Below are 17155 nucleotides of genomic sequence, written 5' to 3'. Positions count from 1 at the left end.
GAAACTCGGACATTCATAATAGCGACTTATGAATCAGCGGCAACCTCTGTCGCTGATGTGTGTCCGGAAAGCGCTACACTGCTCCGTGGGAGTCGCTGTGCGACGCCGCCACGGCATCCACCAGCGCCAGTTCCTCACGGCTCAGCAGCATCTCAATATTCACCAGAATAATCATTCGACTGTCGAGCACGCCCAGCCCAAGCAGGTAGCGGCCAGAGAGCACCGAGGCCACGTCCGGGGTCGGCTTGATGTTATCCACATCGATCGACAGCACGTCCGCCACGCCGTCAACCACGATACCCACCACGCGATCGTTCAGATTGAGCACGATGACCACCGTTTTATCGTCCTGTGACGGGTCGGGCAGATCGAAGCGCACGCGCAGATCGACAATTGGCACAATCACGCCGCGCAGGTTGGTCACGCCGGTAATAAAATTCGGCGCGTTCGGGATCCGCGTCAGGCGATCGCAGCCGCGGATCTCCTGCACTTTGAGAATATCAATGCCGTACTCTTCATCGCCCAGGCGGAATACCAGGTACTCCTGGGCGATGGCGTCGGTTGCGGCGGGTTTACTGGCGGTTGCTACAGTCATGCGTTTACCCCCTCCCTCTGGGGTTGTGGCGCGTTGAGCGTTGAAAGCTCAACCACATCAAGGATCAGCGCCACGCTGCCATCCCCGAGGATGGTGGCAGCGGAGACGCCAGGCACTTTGCGATAGTTATGTTCAAGGTTCTTCACCACCACCTGCTGCTGGCCGATAAGCTGATCGACCCACAGCGCATAGCGGCAGCCCGCGCTTTGCACGATAACCACAATGCCGTCGTCGGCAGGGGCTTCACCCGCCACCGAGAGACGCTGGCGCAGCAGCACCAGCGGCAGATATTCGCCGCGCACCTGCAGCAGGCGCTCTTCGCCGACAAAGCGGCACAACATGTCGTCGGTCGGTCGCAGCGACTCCATCACCGCGCCCAGCGGCAGAACGTAAATCTCGTCCCCCACCTTCACCAGCATGCCGTCGAGGATCGCCAGCGTCAGCGGCAGAATAATGCGGATGGTGGTCCCCGCCCCTGGCGTCGAGAGCACGTCCACGTGGCCGCCCATCGCCAGAATGTTGCGTCGCACCACGTCCATGCCGACGCCACGCCCGGAGACATCCGTCACGCTCTCGGCAGTAGAGAAACCGGCGGCGAAGATCAGCATCCACACGTCGTCATCACTCATGGTGTCGCTGATGGTCATCCCCTGAGAGCGGGCTTTGGCGAGGATCTTCTCCCGGTTCAGCCCCGCCCCATCGTCGCTGACCTCAATCACGATATTGCCGCCATGGTGTTCGGCAGAGAGCGTCAGATTCCCGGTTACCGGTTTACCTTTTGCGGCGCGCACCTCTTTCTCTTCAATACCGTGGTCAAGGCTGTTACGCACCAGGTGGGTCAGCGGGTCAATAATGCGCTCGATCAGGCTCTTATCCAGCTCGGCGGAACCGCCTTTCAGGGTCAGTTCGACCTCTTTATTCAGGCGGGAGCCCAGGTCATGCACCAGACGCGGGAAGCGGCTAAAGACGTAATCCATCGGCATCATACGGATGGACATCACCGACTCCTGCAGCTCGCGGGTGTTGCGCTCCATCTGCGCCACGCAGCCGGAGAGCAGGTCGTAACTGGCCGGATCGAGGGTTTTCGACAGCTGTGAAAGCATCGCCTGGGTGATGATAAGCTCCCCGACCTGGTTGATGATCTGGTCGACTTTACTCACCGCCACGCGAATGCTGCCCGACTCCTGGCTGGCCGGACGGGGCGCAGGCGGCGCTTTTTTGACAGCAGTCTCTGGCACCGCAGCTGGCGTCTGTACCGGCGGTGTGGCTTGTGCAGGGCGGACGTCGATCTGCTTGCTGTCGAGCACAAAGCAGAGCACGGCGGTGATGTCATCCGCCGAGGCGGTGGTCTGTAGCGTGACCGTCATGCTGTCTGACGTCGCCTCAACGTCTGTCACCTCGCCCATGTTGGTCAGCTCGTCGCGCAGCGTCGCCTGCTCGCGCGCCCCGACGTTACGCAGGGTCACCACCAGCGTGGTTTCCGTCTCCGGAGCCGTGCTGACTGGCGTTGGCGCGGGTTCCGCTGGCGTCGTTGGCTGCTGGCCTTCAAGGGCAATCTCCCTCAGGGCTTCACAGATATAGCGATAACGGGCTTCATCAGGCTCCTGCGAAGACTGATAGGCTTCCAGCTGCGCTTGCATAATGTCCTTACATTCCAGAAAAAGGTTGATGATTGAGCGACTGAGCGTTCTCTCCCCTGCCCGCGCCTGGTCAAGGAGGTTCTCCAGCAGGTGGGTCGTCTCCTGTAATGCGGTAAAGCCAAAGGTGGCCGCGCCGCCTTTCAGCGAGTGGGCGGCACGAAAGATGGCGTTCAGCTGCTCCTGATCCGGCGCCGCCACGTCAAGCTGCAGCAACTGCTGTTCCATTTCGGCCAGCAGCTCTTCCGCCTCGGTAAAGAAGATCTGCGAAAAATCATTCATGTCCATCGGTATAGCCCTGCACGTTTTGCAGATTGATATCGCTCAGCACGCTCTCAGCACGCTGAGCCTGCGTATCTTCCAGACGGATCTCCTGCTCTTTCGAGCGGCTGAGGACCAGAATGCTGATGCGGCGGTTCACCGCGCTTTCCGGCGGCGTGTTCTCCAGCGGCATCCGGCTGGCGGTGCCGATCACGCGTAAGAAGCGCTCATCGTTAAGGCCGCCCCGGACTAATACCCGGCGGGCGGCATTCGCGCGCCCGGCAGAGAGTTCCCAGTTGCTGTAGCCGCCGTCGCCACCGGCATACGGCAGCGAGTCGGTGTGCCCTGTCAGGCTCAGCGCGTTCGGCAGTTCCTGCAGCAGCGGCACCAGCGCCTGCAGAATGCCGTTCATGTAGGATTCCGGCAGTTCGCTGCCGACGCGGAACATCGGGCGGTCCTGCGAATCGGTGATCTGGATCAGCAGACCGTCGTTGGTGAGGTTGAGCAAGATGTTGGATTTAAAGTTATTCAACCGTGGATCGGTTTCGATCATCTTCTGCAGCTTCTCTTTGGCCTGCTTCAGGCTTTCGGCACGCTTAAGCTTATCAATGCGGCTGAGCTGCCCTTTAAACACCTCGCCCTCCTGCTTGATCACATCATCCCCGCCACCGGGGATGACGCTGTCGCTCAGGCTGGTTTTATTGCCGTTGGCCATGGCGGGTTTCAGTGGCATGCGGAAGTAATCGGCAATCAACTCCCTTTCCATATCCGTGGACTGCGACAGCAACCACATCACCAGAAAGAACGCCATCATTGCCGTCATAAAATCGGCATAGGCGATTTTCCAGGTACCGCCATGATGCGCATGTTTCTTCTTTTTTCGCTTCCGTGAAATGATGACAGGGGTGACATTCTTCATGCTGCGCGGTCCGCCGATTTGGTTTTCAGCGAGGCGTTAGATTTCACTTCGCGAACATGCTCTTCCAGCTCTTCGAACGACGGACGTTCGCTGGTAAAGATCGTTTTACGACCGAACTCCACGGCAATCTGCGGCGCATAGCCATTCAGGCTTGAGAGCAGCGTGACTTTAATACACTGGAGGACTTTAACCTGGTCAGAACTCTTCTGGCGCAGCAGCGTCGCCAGCGGTAAGACAAAGCCATAAGCAATCAGGATCCCGAGGAAGGTGCCCACCAGCGCGTGACCAATTAGCATCCCCAGCTCTGCCGCCGGGCGATCCGCCGACCCCAGCGCGTTTACCACCCCCATCACCGCCGCCACAATGCCGAACGCCGGAAACGCGTCGCCCACGGTGTTCAGGCTGTGAGCAGGCACTTCCAGCTCCTCTTCGCAGGTCTCGATCTCTTCGTCCATCAGGGCTTCGATCTCATGGGAGTTCATGCTGCCGCCAATCATCAGGCGGAAGTAGTCGAGGATAAAGTTGGCGAGCATTGGGTCGCTCATCAGGCGGGGATAGGCGCTGAAAATATCGCTGTTCTGCGGATCTTCGATGTCCTTTTCCAGCGACATCAGCCCATGAACGCGGCTCTGGGAGAGCAGCAGAAACATCAGGGCCATCAGATCCATATACACCGCTTTGTTGTAGCGCTTGCCAACAAAGATTTTGACCAGCGCCTTCCCCGTCGACTTCAGGGATTTAATATTGTTGCCGACAATAAACGCCCCGACCCCGGCGCCGCCGATAATCAGCAATTCCAGCGGCTGAAACAGCGCCATCAGGTTACCGCCGGACAGAAGAAAACCACCAAAAACGGTCAGTATGACAACAAGATAGCCAACAATAACTAACACACTCTCTCCTTTTACTTTCTTTGACCGATGCCGGTTTTTCCGGCATCAGGTAAACGCCATCTTGCGCACAGCCGTCCGGGGTTACGCCGTCATGATTTCCGGCGCGGCAAACGTGCCCAGAAGCCCGGTATTGCTCACCTGGGATTTTTTAAGCGCGCGCGACGGCGGACTGCACAAGCTGCAGGTAAATGGGTTTTTAATAAATTCGGTGGTGACGACAAACCCGCCGCCACAGACGCTGCAGGCTTTACGCGAAATAATGCCGCAGTCGATAAAACGTAATAATGTCCAGGCACGCGTCAGACCCAGCACCGGCTTCTCATCAGAACAGGTACTGCACTGCTCAAGATAAAGACGGTAGGTCTTCATCAGCATTTCAATGGAGCGCCCCTGTTCGGTCTTTTGCAAATACAGATAGATGTTGTAGAACATGGAAGAGTGAATATTCTGTTCCCACGACATAAACCAGTCTTCTGAAAACGGCAGCATGCCTTTTGGCGGAGGACAGCCGCGTAATTCTTTATATAAGCGAAGCAGACGACGGCGACTCAGCGACGTTTCCGACTCCAGCACCTGCATTCTCGCGCCCAGAGAAATTAATCCCATGGCGATATTTATTTCATCAATTTCCTGCAGCAGACTTTTTTCACCACACATAATTATGCCTCCTCCGCGGTAATGGCATCTTCTTCACTTAAGGCGTTAAGAAGATTGGTCGACAAAATAATGCCGGTGTGAATCTGCTGCAGCGCTTCAATACGCGAATCTTTGGTCAGATTTTCAATTACCACTTCATCATCAACGCGCAGACGACAAATAAGCTGATTAGTGGTGGCCAGTTTCATCAATTGTGGTAGCGAAAGTTCTTTCAGATTATCAATTGTCCCTTCAGACAATCCCAGGCGAAAACCCGCCGCAAATTTATCCTGACGAATAAGCTGCTGTGCCAGCAGAAGATAAGACAGATTAATATCATGAATATTTTGCAGGTACTCGTCGAAATTAGACACAGGCGAAAACTCCCAATGTTATTCAGCCAACAACTGGCATGTCAGTTAAGATAGATAACGTTTCCGAACTGATGCAGAGAGTCTTTTGGTATTGATATTCACTCAGGTAAGTCACTCTTCCTGAGTAAATGAGTCAATGCCAAAGGAGGCTGCATCTCAAAACTGGCAAAATCATAAACACTAAGCATTTTCCGAACAAGCGACAGAAATTTCTCTAAATCGATTAATTGACAGCAACCTATTGATTTAAAAAGTTAATAAAGCATTATTAAACATTGTTAAACCTTGATTTAAATGATTAACCCCGCTTAATGGCACCGTTAACAATATAAATGTTAAAACCGTGTAATTATCTGGATACCGATTCCATACGGCTTCTTAACCTTTTAACCGCCAGGCTGTGCAACTGACTCACGCGCGTTTCTGTAATCCCCAGCACCAGCCCGATCTCTTTCATATTCAAATCCTGAAGATAATACAGCTGCAACAAAACCTGTTCCCTTTCGGGTATGTACTGAATATGTTCAGTGAGACGCTCCATCAAATTTTGGCTGATGGTGTCATTCAGCGGATTAAGCCGTTCATTTTCATCATCACTTGTTTCCCAGCTGTCGGCATAATTTTCCTGCAACTCATCCACCGAATACATCTGGCTGGCATTATTGTCCGCCAGCATCTGCTGAAATTCCTGCAAGGAGACCCCCATGCGCTCGGCAATTTCAGCTTCGGTAGCCTCCCCTCCTTTTTCCTGTTCGATCTGCTGAATAATGGCGACAATTTCCCGCGTATGGGTTCTGACCCGACGCGGAACCCAGTCACTTTCTCGCAGTTCATCTAATAATGCCCATTTCACCCGCTGGGTGATCCACGCCGAAAGCGTTACTCCTTTTTTGGGATCGAAACTTTCGACTGCGCTTAAAAAACCGATAGAACCCGCCTGAATTAAATCATCCAGTTCTACGCTGGCAGGAAGTCGCTTATGCAAACGCAATGCTTCCTGCCGCACCAGATAATGATACTTAGACCAGACTACCGATTTATCTTCCAGCCCTTCGGCCGTATAAATACCATCCACGATTACATTCCACCCAATCATCTCTTCGAGAATTATCCGGTGAAATGGCGCATTCAAATAGGGCAATAAGACTTTAGAAAAATGCGCATACTGTTAATTCGCTTTTATTCACCCGCAATTTAACAAAACCGCGTAATTAATAGCGGTAATTAACAAGATTAAAAGGTTTCCCACTGGGCCAGGTCAGGTTCTTTTTGACGCTGCGGCTTATTCGCCTGCACGGTCACGTTCGTCACGGTGCTCTCGTGATTCAGCCGGAATTGCGCCACCAGTTTCTCCAGTGCATCGGACTGTGCTTCCAGTTCCCCCGCCGCCATCGCCGCTTCTTCCACCATCGCCGCATTCTGCTGGGTCACCAGATCCATTTCATTGACCGCCTGCGAAATCTGGTTGATACCCGCGCTCTGCTCGTCAGACGCGGAGGTGATTTCGCCCATGATCTGCGTCACCTGTGCAACAGAGGTCACAATTTCCTGCATCACCGTGCTGGCCTGTCCGACCTGACGTGAACCGGTATCAATATTACTCACGCTAGTGTTGATCAGTTGGTTGATCTCTTTGGCCGCATCGGCGCTGCGTTTTGCCAGGTTGCGCACTTCTTCTGCCACCACCGCAAAACCACGCCCCTGCTCACCTGCTCGCGCCGCTTCCACCGCCGCGTTCAGGGCCAGAATGTTCGTCTGGTTGGCAATGCTGTCGATCACACCGTTGATATCGGCAATCTGGCGCGAGCTGGTCGTTATTTGCGCCATGATCTGCTCAAGGCTCTGCATCACCTCTCCGCCGTTATGGGCATTGGCGCTGGCGCTTTCCGCCAGTTCACGCGCCGCATGGGCGTTATCGGCATTCTGACGCACGGTGGTTTTAATCTGCTCCATGCTGGCCGCCGTCTCCTGCAGCGCTGCCGCCTGCTCTTCGGTGCGGGAGGAGAGATCGTTGTTGCCGTGGGCAATTTCCTGGGCGTTGGTGTGAATACGCTGCACGCTGTCGCGGATCCCAAGAATAGTACTGGTCAGGGAGGTACGCATCGTCTCCAGCTCAGTCAACATATGGCCGATTTCATTCTTGCTGCCAGCCTCAATAGGCTGACTGAGATCGCCCGCGGCCACACGACGCAGCATCTCAACCGTGGTCTCCATACGACGCACCAGGGTATGGCGCAGCCAGTAACGCACGGCGAGCAGCAGCCCGACGGCCAGAATCAGCACAGCAATCCCGACACCCAACATAATCTGGTAGCCACGCTCGGAGGCATGAATATAGCTTTCACTCATGCGAGCGCTGGCATCCGTATACTGATCGACCTTATTACGCAGCGCGGTGCGCAGCTCCATATCGTTTTCCAGCGAGCCGGTATAGCCAGCCGGGTTTTGCAGGTAACCCAGCTTAACGTTGGCAACTTTATACACCTCGTTAAACGCCGCGTTCACTTCAGCCGCCAGACGGCTCTCTTCTTCGGTATTAAACGGCGAGGCCATAAACGCATCCATATTTTGGCGCGCAAGTTTCACCACATTCACCGTATGTCTGGCGACATTTTCAGAAACCGGATTACCCAACGCTGCCTGCAGCATCAGCCCGTTGGTATTGGCCATGACCGCACTGATGTTATAAGCCGCATCGCGCATCTGATCGTTATTATCTGAAGCCACCACAATGCGTTTAAAATTATTGTTATTGGAGACGGCGTCATAAACAGAATAGGCCGTTACGCCAAACAGCATCATCGCAAACAGGCCAATAATCAGGCTGATTGCGCTATAAATTTTGAGTTTCGTTAACATAGATTTTCACCGGCCGTATATGGCCGGTGCCTGTGGGAGTCAATTAAACGGTTAACTGGAGGACATAGTAAAGAGGTTCATCGACTGCATTTTTTTGTAGACGAACATCGACGCATTAAAGGCCAGCTCTGACATCTGCGATTCCGACACCAGCGTTACCAGCTTGCTGGTATCAGAACCGATGGCGTTCTGCACTTTCACAATGGTGTCGTTGATCAGCACCGCACCGGAGAGATCCAGCGCGTCAAGCTGCTGCAGGTTGGTCCCGATTTCGGCCTGGGCTTTACCCAGACGGTTAATACCCTCATCCACTGCCAGGCTTGCAGCGCTGAGAGCGGCTTCGAGGTTCTTGTCGTAATCAGCACCGTCAGGGTCAGCGGTCAGCGCGGCCACGGCATCATTCAGCACCATGAAAATGTCGCCGAAGACCTCCTTACCCAGATGGCTGACCTGCATTTCAGTTCCGTCAGCCACGGTTTGCCTGCGCGCTTCGTCTCCACCACGGTAATTACCCACTTCATCAAACGCGGGGGTATCGGTCTTAAAACCAGAGAAAATATAGTTTCCACTGGCGTCGCGGTTATTCGCTAAGTCGAGCAAATTGGCACGGATGCCTTTGATCTCCTCTCCCAACGCCTTACGATCCTCCGCTGAGTAGGTACCGCTTTTCGCCGCAATAATTTTTTCCTTCAGCGTCGTGGTTAATAAATTCCCCACCCCATTAAGAATATTATCCTGATGCTCCAGCGCACCGCGTGCCAGGGAGCGCACGCTGCTGTACATCTCCAGCTTTGCCAGCGCGTCCTGCTGCTTCACCGCGTCGGTTGCAGCAGCCGGATCGTCCGACGCTTTCAGCAGCATTTTGCCTGCCGACATGCGCAAATAAACATCATTGCTTTGGCTCATGCGCTTCGTCATGGCCTCCGCGCTATTTTTATACATATACAGCGTACTTAATCGCATCATCGGTTCCTTATCGGATAGACAGCAGGGCATCAAACATATCGGTAGCGGTTTTCAGCAGTTGCGCGTTGGCGTTGTAATACTGCTTAAACATATCCAGGTTGATGTACTCTTCGTCCATATTGACGCCAGAGAGGGCCTGCTTGGTGTCGTACTTGGTCTGGAAATCCGTTTCGGCGCTGGCAAGCTCAGATTTCACGCCGCGCGCATGGTCACCAATGGTTCCCACCAGGCTGGCATAGGCTTCAGTTAACGTGTTTTCACCAATCAGCTTTTCATCCTGAATTTTGCGCAGCGCATCGAGGTTCTTATTATCACTCGGACCGCCATCTTTATCCCCCGCTGTCGCAAACTCCTGTGCGCTGGCGATGTTGCGGGTTATCCCTTCCGCAGCACCTGCCATCGGGTTAAGGGTGAAGGTGTCGCCATTGGCAAACCCTCCCCCTGATACATCGATCTCAATTCCGTTAAAGCTAAGCGTACCCCCAACGACAGTAGCCGAGACATCACGTCCATCAGCGCCTTTGACGGTCCATCCACCCGCACCATCACTGATGAGGGTATAATTTTCCGATGTCACCTTTTTGTAATCGGTGACGGTTATCCCCTCAAGCTTGCCGGTCCCGGTGTTTTTCGCGTTGGCATAGGCTTTGATATCTGCCAGGGAGAAGAGATCCCCACCCGGTTTTCCGTCTGGCGTATAGCCCTGCGCATGCTGTTCGTTCATGCGGTTCGCCATTTTAAAGGCGATCTGATCCAGCTCCTGACGGGCAACGGTCAGGTCTTCGTTACGGAATTTAAACAACCCGCCCAGGCGACCTTTGGTGATGCTGCTTTCATCCAGCGGCGAGGCTTTACCGTTCGCATCCACGTAGGAGACGATGGTTTTATTGGGATCGCTATCCGAGGGCGAGGTTTGCAGCTTATACGCTCTGTCCCCGGAAACCAGCGGACGACCGTCAGACAGGAGCACGTCAACCCGACCCGAGGTTTTGTCTTCGGTCACCGTGATCCCAATGTGTTCGCTCATCTTTTCCAGCAGCGCATCGCGCTGGTCGAGCAGGTCGGCAGGCGGAGCGCCATTCCCCTGGGCACGTTCCAGCTGTTTGTTCAGCTCCGCCAGCTGCTGGGTGTAGCTGTTAATATCTTTGGTGCTCTGTTCGATCTGGGTGTTAGTGCTCTTTTCCAGCGCGGTCAGGCGCCTGGCGCTGGCGTTAAAACGATTCGCCAGCGTACCCAGGGAGGTGTAGACCGCGACTCGCCCCGGAGGATCAGACGGATCACTGCTCAGATTTGCCATGGCCGTAAACATATCGTTCATTGAGACCGAAACGTTATCGGACTCGTCGGCCAGCATATTATCGATGTCCGCCAGCTGTTCATTTCGCCCCGCGAGTGCGGCGAAGTGAGAAAGTGATCCGCGCAACTGATTGTTGGCAAACGCGTCGTACGCACGCTCGACACCACCGGCGCGTGCCCCGTAACCGAAAAAGCCCTGCCCGGTAGTCATGCCGCCCAGTTCGCCGATGATCAGGCTGCGGCGGCTGTAGGTGCCGGACAGGCCATTGGTCAGGTTATCGCCCGTCACGCGCAGTGCCGCCTGTGCAACGCTCAGGCCGCCTCTCGCCAGGTTAAATAAGTTATTCATAAGATCCGGATATTCCCTGTTTGCAGGCCCGGGTTCGCGTCCGGGCCAGAAAGTTCATGTCTCTGCTTATTTCATCGGTGATTAGAAAATTCTCTAAAAAATTTTATCGAGATCGTGTTTATAGGCATTCACACCCTGCTGAATATCGCCTTTCACCTTCTGAATAATGGTGATGAGCTTTTTGGCGTACGCCGGGTCGGTCGCATAGCCGCCCGCCTGCAGCGCCTTCGCCCCCTGCTCTGGCGAGCCGGACTGCACCACGCCGCGATAGCGCGGATTTTTTGTCAGCAGCTTCGCGTAGTCCGCCAGTGCATGCTCGTACGAGTCGTAGACGCGGAACGCGGCTTTCACCTTCTGCTTCACACCGTTGAGGTATTCGGTGGTGGTGATCTCGGTAGTTTTGCCGCGCCAGTCGCCGGTCGCTTTGATGCCGAACAGGTTGTGGCTCGGTCGGCCATCCGCCGCCGGGATTTCGCGCTTGCCCCAGCCGGACTCCAGCGCTGCCTGGGCGAGGATCAGGTGCGGATGCAGCCCGCTTTGCTGCGCGGCCGCCTGGGCCGGGCGCAGCAGACGGGCAATAAACGGATGCGCCCCTTCCGCCGGTTTAGCGAACGACACCGGCGCAGGCAGGCGAAGTGGCCCGGTGGCCGGCGCCGAAGCAAGATCCGGTCGTATAAAGTCGCGTCCCGGCGTGCTCACCGTTGCGGCAGGTGCCTCACGCTCGCCGCCCAGCTGGCGGACGATAAGATCGGCAAAGCCGAGCTGACCACTCCCGGCAATATTTTGCGCCACCTGCTGATCGTGCATGGCGGTGTACATCTCGGAAGACTGGCTGCTCAGCAGATCGTCCTTAAAGGTGGCATCGCGCATGCTCTTCATCATCATCTGCACGAAAATGCCCTCCATCTGCTTTGCCGCCGCTTTCAGCGCGCCGGGCGTTTGCCGCCCGGCCTCCCGTTTTAAGGTATCCAGCGAACGGACATCAAAGGCGGGCTGATCGAGCTTGTCGAAGGCGTTCATCAGTTCACCTCCAGCTTCGCCCGCAGACAGCCGGCGTTTTTCATTGCCTGTAAAACCGACATCAGCTCGTTTGGCGTGGCACCCAGGCTGTTCAGTGCACGGATCACCGCGTTCAGATCGGTACTGCTGCGCACGTGCTGCAGCGAACCGCCGCTGTCGCGCACCGAGATATCGGTCTGCGGTACCACCACCGTCTCCCCGCCGCCAAATGGCGTATCGGGCTGGCTGATAATGTTGTTCTGCATGACCTCTACCGTCAGCGAGCCGTGCGCCACCGCGCAGGAGTCGAGCGAGACGTGGCGGTTCATCACCACCGAGCCGGTACGCGAGTTCACAATCACCTTCGCGTCCTGCACGTTCACCCGTAGCGGAATGTCCTGAATGTCGGCCAGGAAACGCACGCGGGACGGACCGTCCGGCGGCGCGAACAGGCGCACGGTGCGGGCATCTTCCGGTATCGCCGCCCCGCCGCTGTAGCGCTGGTTAATGGCATCGCTGACCTGCTGCGCCAGCGAGAAGTCAGTCTCGTTGAGCTGCAGGCGCACAATGCTCTGGGTGGCGAAATCGTTCGGCACTTCCCGCTCCACGGTCGCTCCGCCGCTGATACGTCCGCCGTTAAGCTGGTTCACCTGCACACGGCTGCCGCCCGATTGCGCGCCCGCACCGGAGATCAGAATGTTGCCCTGGGCAATGGCGTAGATCTGGTTATCCGCCCCTTTCAGGGGGGTCATCAGCAGCGTACCGCCGCGCAGGCTTTTGGCGTTGCCCACCGAGGAGACCACAATGTCCAGCTTGTCGCCCGGACGGGCAAACGGCGGCAGCTCGGCGGTGACCATCACCGCCGCGATATTTTTCAGCTGCATATTGGTGCCCGCCGGAACGGTGATCCCCAGCTGCGAGAGCATGTTGTTCAGGCTCTGGCCGGTGAACGGCGCCTGCATGGTCTGGTCGCCGGTCCCGTCAAGACCGACAATCAGGCCATAGCCCATCAGGGAGTTGGAACGCACGCCCTGCACCGTCGCCAGATCGCGGATACGTTCCGCGTGTACCACTTTAGGTACCGCCAGCGTCATGCCGTAGAGCAGGATGCTGAGAAAAAACAGGATAGATTCTTTTTTCATGGTCATATCAGAAAGGAGAAAGGTTCAGGAACAGGCGTTGCAGCCAGCCCATGTTCTGCGCTTCGTTGATGTAGCCGTTGCCGACATACTCAATGCGAGCGTCCGCCACCTGGGTGGACGGCACGGTATTGCTGCCGCTGATGGTGCGCGGGTTCACCACCCCGGAGAAGCGGATGAATTCGGTGCCCTGGTTGATGGCGATCTGCTTCTCACCCACCACGCCGAGGTTGCCGTTGGGCAGCAGCTCTTTCACGGTCACAGTGATGGTGCCGGTAAAGGTGTTGCGCGCCGCCGCGCCGCCCTTGCCTGCGAAATCATTTTTGCCTTCGGCTTCAAAATCCGCTTTGCCATCGCCCAGCCAGCTGTTGAGTTTTGAGGGTACCGCAATCAGCCCCATACCGGCCGATCCATTACGGTTGGCACTGGCGGAGGAGCTTTTGCTGGCGCTCACGTTCTCCTGCAGCAGGATCGTCAGCGTGTCGCCCACGTTACGCGGGCGGCGGTCTTCAAACATCGGCTGATAGCCGTAGTTCATCCCCTGCCCGGCCTGAAACAGTGAGCCGCCGGTCGCTGCCGGTGCCATCGGTAATGGTGTTGCCGTTGTCGGACCTTCAACAAGGGGCTTTTGCATAATGTGCGCGCAGCCGCCGAGCAGCAGCGTGCTTGCCAGCAGCGCGGCCGCCGGAATGTGCATAGACAATATTTTCATTTCAGTGTCGATAACATGTCTGGCCGCGCGAGCGGCCAGAGAGAGGATTACAGCTGGGAAAGGCGCTGCAGCATCTGATCCGATGCCGACACCGCCTTACTGTTGATTTCGTAAGCGCGCTGCACCTGAATCATGGTCACCAGCTCTTCCGCCACGTTGACGTTGGAGATTTCCACGTAGCTCTGCTTCAGGGTGCCCGCACTCTCCATGCCCGGGTTCAGCTCGTTCGGCGCGCCGGAGGACTGGGTCTCTTTGTAGAGATTGCCACCGATGCTTTCGAGACCTGCATTGTTGACGAAGGTGGTCAGCGTCAGCTGGCCAATCTGCTGTTCTTCCGCCTGACCCGGCACCTTCACGCTGACAATACCGTCACTGCCGATATTCAGTTTGGTGGCATCCTGTGGGATCACGATCCCTGGCTGGATCGGGTAGCCTTCGGCATTCACCAGCTGGCCATCCGGGCTTTTCGAGAAGTGGCCGTCACGGGTGTAGGCGGTGCTGCCGTCCGGCATCTGCACCTGGAAGAAGCCTGCACCTTCGATGGCGACATCGTACTCATCCCCGGTTGGGTTCATGTTGCCCTGGGTGTGAATACGCTGGGTGGAAACCGGACGCACGCCGGTGCCCAGCTGCAGACCGCTTGGCAGAGTGTTCTGCTCAGTCGCCTGCGCGCCAGGCTGACGCATGTTCTGATAGAGCAGATCCTGAAACACGGCGCGCTGACGCTTAAAGCCGTTGGTGTTGACGTTCGCCAGGTTATTGGAGATGACGTCCATATTGAGCTGCTGTGCTTCCAGCCCGGTTTTTGCGATCCATAAAGAACGAATCATAGTGACTCCTTGCGCGGCCTTAGCTCACGCTTAATAGCTGGTTGGCCTTCTGGGCGTTTTCGTCGGCGGTGCGGATCACCTTCATATTCATGTCGAAGCCGCGGGAGTTGGCGATCATCTGCGTCATGGCCTGTACCGGGCTGACGTTGCTGCCTTCGATGGCCTCCGGGGTCAGGCGCAGGGTTTCGTCCTGCGCCAGCATCTCGCCGCCCGCGGTGCGGAACAGTCCGTCATCGCCGTGAACCATGCTGTTCATCTCCGCGTTGACCAGCTTGAGGCGACCCACCGGCACCAGCATCGTCGGGTCATCGCCCATGCCGAGCGCCGAGACGGTACCGTCGCTGCCGATGGTGACGTGCGACTGCGGCGGTACTTCCAGCGGCCCGCCGTCGCCCATCAGCGGACGGCCGTTGACGCTGAGCGCCCCATCCTGATCCACCTCGATAGCGCCGTTGCGGGTGTAGCCTTCGCTGCCGTCGTCCATCGCTACCGCCAGCCAGCCGTTCTGCGGCAATGCCACGTCGAGGCTGCGGCCGGTATGGGTAATCGGCCCCATGGTGGTGTCGTGAAACGGCGTTGACTCCGCCACCAATGCGCGGGTGCGCAGGCTTTCCCCTTCGATGGGTACGGAACGAAACGCCGCCAGCTGGGCGCGAAAGCCTGCGGTGGAGCTGTTTGCCAGATTGTTTGAGGTGACCGCCTGGCGGTTGAGCGCCGCATTGGCGGCACTCATGGCGGTATAGATAGCGCGATCCATCGTTCAGCCTTAACGCAGGTTAACCAGCGTCTGCAGCACTTCAGACTGGGTTTTGATGGTTTGTGAGTTGGACTGGTAGTTGCGCTGGTAGACGATCATGTTGACCATCTCGTCGCCCAGGTTCACGTTGGAAGATTCCAGCATGCCGCCTGTGATATCGCCAAAGCTGCCAGTACCGGAGGTACCGAGGAACGGCTGGCCGGACTGCGCGGTTTCCGCCCACAGGTTGTTCCCCTGCTGGGCCAGACCGCCCACGTTGGCAAAGTCCGCCAGCACCACCTGCGCCACGGTCTGACGTTTGCCATTGCTGTAGATAGCGATCACTTCGCCGGTGTCGCTCACTTCATAAGCGTTGAATTTACCTGGCGCCTGACCGTCGATCTCTCCCACCAGGACCTGCATATCCCCGGCATTTTGGGTGAGTCCCGTCAGATCCAGCTTAAGCTCCAGTGCTGCCGAGCCGTTATAGGGTTTGCCTTTGACGGTCATTTCCGCCGCACCCACGATATTGCCGCTGGTGTCAAAATTCAGATCAATGTTGACCATACCATCAGAAGAGGTGGAGTCCTCGGCATACGCTTTCCATTGTCCTTCTGCCGTATGGACAAAATAGACTTTAACCGCGTGCTTATTCCCCAGGCTATCGGTCGCCTGAATTTCGCTGGTGTAGTTGTAGGTTTTATCGTCATCCTTGTTGAAGGCGTCGGTGATGATCTTTTCATCTGACTTCAGGTTACCCTTCAGCGTTCCGTTCGCCGACGCCGCCGCAGGCATATCGTCTTTAGGAATTTGAATCGGTCCCACCTGGGCACCCGGGTTAATCACGCCGTTTGTCGCCTGGTAGCCGGTTAAAAACATGCCGTTTGTTTTGTTGATAATAAACCCGCTCTCATTCTCCTTAAACTGGCCGTTGCGCCCGTAGAACACACTGCCCGCCTCGTCGACCATGCGGAAAAAACCGTTGCCATTGATCATCATATCCAGCGCCGAACCGCCAGTCGCGGGTCCGCCCTGGCCAAAATTCTGGTCCACACCCGCAACCTGTACCCCCATCCCCGTCGCACCCGCGAAGATATCGGCAAATGACACGGAGCCTGCTTTAAACCCCACGGTCTGTGAGTTGGCAATGTTGTTGCCCACCACGTCCAGCGCTTTTGCTGCGGCACTCAGGCCGCTAAGACCTTGTGAAAAACCCATAATTAATTTCCAGAAAGTAAAAAAGATTATTTTTGAATGACGTAAACATCGCCCATCGAAATCGGATCGTGGTCCAGCAGGTGCAGAATCGGTCCGCTCGGACTCATGGTGACCCCCTTCACCTGCTCCTGAATCAGGCCGTAGACTTCCGGCTTATCGCCTTCTGCGTTACTGGCCGTAAAGGAGAGGGTATATTCGCGATCGCGCGGCGGCCCCGGCTCAGGCTTGAAGTTTTCCAGATCGTCGAGGTTGTAGGTGTTCATCCCCTGCTTGACGTTTTTCAGCTCGGCGGTGTAGGCATTCCCTTCGCTGTCCTCCAGCGTGACGGTCACCGTTTCGGCATCTCCCGACAGGGCGAACTGGAAATCGTCCGAACCGCCCGGCTGTTCCACCCCTTCCTGGGTGATGCCAATACCTGATTCGCCAAAGGAGACTTTCGCCTCCCCTTCGATCAGCACGCTGCGCCCTATCCAGGAGGAGGCGCTCATGCTGCCAAGCTGGACCATCATCGCCTGCACGCCGGCCACGGAGCTGTTGAGTTTCTCGACACCCGCCGCCATGTTGAACTGCGCCAGTTGTGAAGTGAGCTGGTTGTTGTCCATCGGGTTGGTGGGATCCTGGTTTTTCATCTGCGCCACCAGCAGCGTCATAAACTGGTTCGACAGATCCGCCGCGCTGTTGCCGGTACCGGTGTCACCTGCGCCGCTGTTGTTGTTAATCGAAGAGACCGCCATAT

At 56.4% G+C, this 17155-nt stretch carries 17 protein-coding genes; all 17 read right to left on the bottom strand.

What is annotated here, in order from left to right:
- Window positions 1–73 precede the first annotated feature (73 nt).
- Window positions 74–595, bottom strand: coding sequence for a chemotaxis protein CheW (locus EKN38_RS12075; protein WP_014832506.1), 522 nt, complete (start codon window positions 593–595; stop codon window positions 74–76).
- Window positions 592–2520, bottom strand: coding sequence for a chemotaxis protein CheA (gene cheA / locus EKN38_RS12070; protein WP_014832507.1), 1929 nt, complete (start codon window positions 2518–2520; stop codon window positions 592–594). Before cheA ends, EKN38_RS12075 begins: the two co-directional genes overlap by 4 nt.
- Window positions 2507–3412, bottom strand: coding sequence for a flagellar motor protein MotB (gene motB / locus EKN38_RS12065; protein WP_014832508.1), 906 nt, complete (start codon window positions 3410–3412; stop codon window positions 2507–2509). The genes cheA and motB overlap by 14 nt, the downstream gene beginning before the upstream one ends.
- Complete coding sequence (gene motA, locus EKN38_RS12060; protein WP_014832509.1) at window positions 3409–4305, bottom strand: flagellar motor stator protein MotA; 897 nt, start codon at window positions 4303–4305, stop codon at window positions 3409–3411. The genes motB and motA overlap by 4 nt, the downstream gene beginning before the upstream one ends.
- Window positions 4306–4386: 81 nt before the next feature.
- A complete protein-coding gene (gene flhC, locus EKN38_RS12055; RefSeq protein ID WP_014832510.1) occupies window positions 4387–4962 on the bottom strand; it encodes a flagellar transcriptional regulator FlhC in 576 nt (191 codons plus the stop codon).
- 2 nt (window positions 4963–4964) lie between these two features.
- A complete protein-coding gene (flhD, locus tag EKN38_RS12050; protein WP_013097770.1) occupies window positions 4965–5315 on the bottom strand; it encodes a flagellar transcriptional regulator FlhD in 351 nt (116 codons plus the stop codon).
- Between the two features lie 349 nt (window positions 5316–5664).
- Window positions 5665–6390, bottom strand: coding sequence for an RNA polymerase sigma factor FliA (gene fliA, locus EKN38_RS12045; RefSeq protein WP_014832511.1), 726 nt, complete (start codon window positions 6388–6390; stop codon window positions 5665–5667).
- Window positions 6391–6548: 158 nt separating this feature from the next.
- Window positions 6549–8174, bottom strand: coding sequence for a methyl-accepting chemotaxis protein (locus EKN38_RS12040; RefSeq protein WP_014832512.1), 1626 nt, complete (start codon window positions 8172–8174; stop codon window positions 6549–6551).
- A gap of 51 nt (window positions 8175–8225) precedes the next feature.
- Window positions 8226–9137 (bottom strand): flagellar hook-associated protein FlgL, encoded by a 912-nt coding sequence (gene flgL / locus EKN38_RS12035; RefSeq protein WP_014832513.1) that lies wholly within the window; start codon window positions 9135–9137, stop codon window positions 8226–8228.
- Window positions 9138–9147: 10 nt separating this feature from the next.
- A complete protein-coding gene (gene flgK / locus EKN38_RS12030) occupies window positions 9148–10785 on the bottom strand; it encodes a flagellar hook-associated protein FlgK (RefSeq protein ID WP_014832514.1) in 1638 nt (545 codons plus the stop codon).
- A 93-nt stretch (window positions 10786–10878) separates the two neighbouring features.
- Complete coding sequence (gene flgJ / locus EKN38_RS12025; protein ID WP_014832515.1) at window positions 10879–11805, bottom strand: flagellar assembly peptidoglycan hydrolase FlgJ; 927 nt, start codon at window positions 11803–11805, stop codon at window positions 10879–10881.
- A complete protein-coding gene (locus EKN38_RS12020) occupies window positions 11805–12932 on the bottom strand; it encodes a flagellar basal body P-ring protein FlgI (RefSeq protein ID WP_043951663.1) in 1128 nt (375 codons plus the stop codon). The genes flgJ and EKN38_RS12020 overlap by 1 nt, the downstream gene beginning before the upstream one ends.
- A gap of 1 nt (window position 12933) precedes the next feature.
- The gene (locus EKN38_RS12015; protein WP_014832517.1) at window positions 12934–13620 is read right to left on the bottom strand and encodes a flagellar basal body L-ring protein FlgH; all 687 of its coding nucleotides are present in this window, start codon (window positions 13618–13620) and stop codon (window positions 12934–12936) included.
- Window positions 13621–13682: 62 nt separating this feature from the next.
- Window positions 13683–14465, bottom strand: a complete 783-nt coding sequence (flgG, locus tag EKN38_RS12010; RefSeq protein ID WP_014832518.1) for a flagellar basal-body rod protein FlgG — start codon at window positions 14463–14465, stop codon at window positions 13683–13685.
- 19 nt (window positions 14466–14484) lie between these two features.
- Entirely contained in the window at window positions 14485–15222 is a 738-nt protein-coding gene (locus EKN38_RS12005; protein WP_014832519.1) for a flagellar basal body rod protein FlgF, read from the bottom strand.
- A gap of 9 nt (window positions 15223–15231) precedes the next feature.
- Entirely contained in the window at window positions 15232–16419 is a 1188-nt protein-coding gene (gene flgE / locus EKN38_RS12000) for a flagellar hook protein FlgE (RefSeq protein WP_014832520.1), read from the bottom strand.
- Between the two features lie 26 nt (window positions 16420–16445).
- Window positions 16446–17153 carry a flagellar hook assembly protein FlgD gene (locus tag EKN38_RS11995; protein ID WP_014832521.1) on the bottom strand — a complete coding sequence of 236 codons (708 nt, stop codon included), beginning with the start codon at window positions 17151–17153 and terminating at the stop codon, window positions 16446–16448.
- Between the last annotated feature and the right edge of the window lie 2 nt (window positions 17154–17155).

The sequence above is a fragment of the Enterobacter sp. WCHEn045836 genome, assembly GCF_003965585.1.
GTDB lineage: Bacteria > Pseudomonadota > Gammaproteobacteria > Enterobacterales > Enterobacteriaceae > Enterobacter > Enterobacter dissolvens.
The sequence above is the reverse complement of the archived record's forward strand: the minus strand, read 5'-3'. Positions and strand labels throughout refer to the sequence as shown.

Bases quoted from the DNA above. Each gene is read 5' to 3' on its own strand.
- flgL (WP_014832513.1), bottom strand. From the start codon at position 9,137: ATGCGATTAAGTACGCTGTATATGTATAAAAATAGCGCGGAGGCCATG.
- flgE (WP_014832520.1), bottom strand. From the start codon at position 16,419: ATGGGTTTTTCACAAGGTCTTAGCGGCCTGAGTGCCGCAGCAAAAGCG.
- EKN38_RS12020 (WP_043951663.1), bottom strand. From the start codon at position 12,932: ATGACCATGAAAAAAGAATCTATCCTGTTTTTTCTCAGCATCCTGCTC.
- EKN38_RS12015 (WP_014832517.1), bottom strand. From the start codon at position 13,620: ATGCACATTCCGGCGGCCGCGCTGCTGGCAAGCACGCTGCTGCTCGGC.
- EKN38_RS12005 (WP_014832519.1), bottom strand. From the start codon at position 15,222: ATGGATCGCGCTATCTATACCGCCATGAGTGCCGCCAATGCGGCGCTC.
- EKN38_RS11995 (WP_014832521.1), bottom strand. From the start codon at position 17,153: ATGGCGGTCTCTTCGATTAACAACAACAGCGGCGCAGGTGACACCGGT.
- EKN38_RS12075 (WP_014832506.1), bottom strand. From the start codon at position 595: ATGACTGTAGCAACCGCCAGTAAACCCGCCGCAACCGACGCCATCGCC.
- motB (WP_014832508.1), bottom strand. From the start codon at position 3,412: ATGAAGAATGTCACCCCTGTCATCATTTCACGGAAGCGAAAAAAGAAG.
- flhC (WP_014832510.1), bottom strand. From the start codon at position 4,962: ATGTGTGGTGAAAAAAGTCTGCTGCAGGAAATTGATGAAATAAATATC.
- EKN38_RS12040 (WP_014832512.1), bottom strand. From the start codon at position 8,174: ATGTTAACGAAACTCAAAATTTATAGCGCAATCAGCCTGATTATTGGC.
- flgJ (WP_014832515.1), bottom strand. From the start codon at position 11,805: ATGAACGCCTTCGACAAGCTCGATCAGCCCGCCTTTGATGTCCGTTCG.
- flgG (WP_014832518.1), bottom strand. From the start codon at position 14,465: ATGATTCGTTCTTTATGGATCGCAAAAACCGGGCTGGAAGCACAGCAG.
- cheA (WP_014832507.1), bottom strand. From the start codon at position 2,520: ATGGACATGAATGATTTTTCGCAGATCTTCTTTACCGAGGCGGAAGAG.
- flgK (WP_014832514.1), bottom strand. From the start codon at position 10,785: ATGAATAACTTATTTAACCTGGCGAGAGGCGGCCTGAGCGTTGCACAG.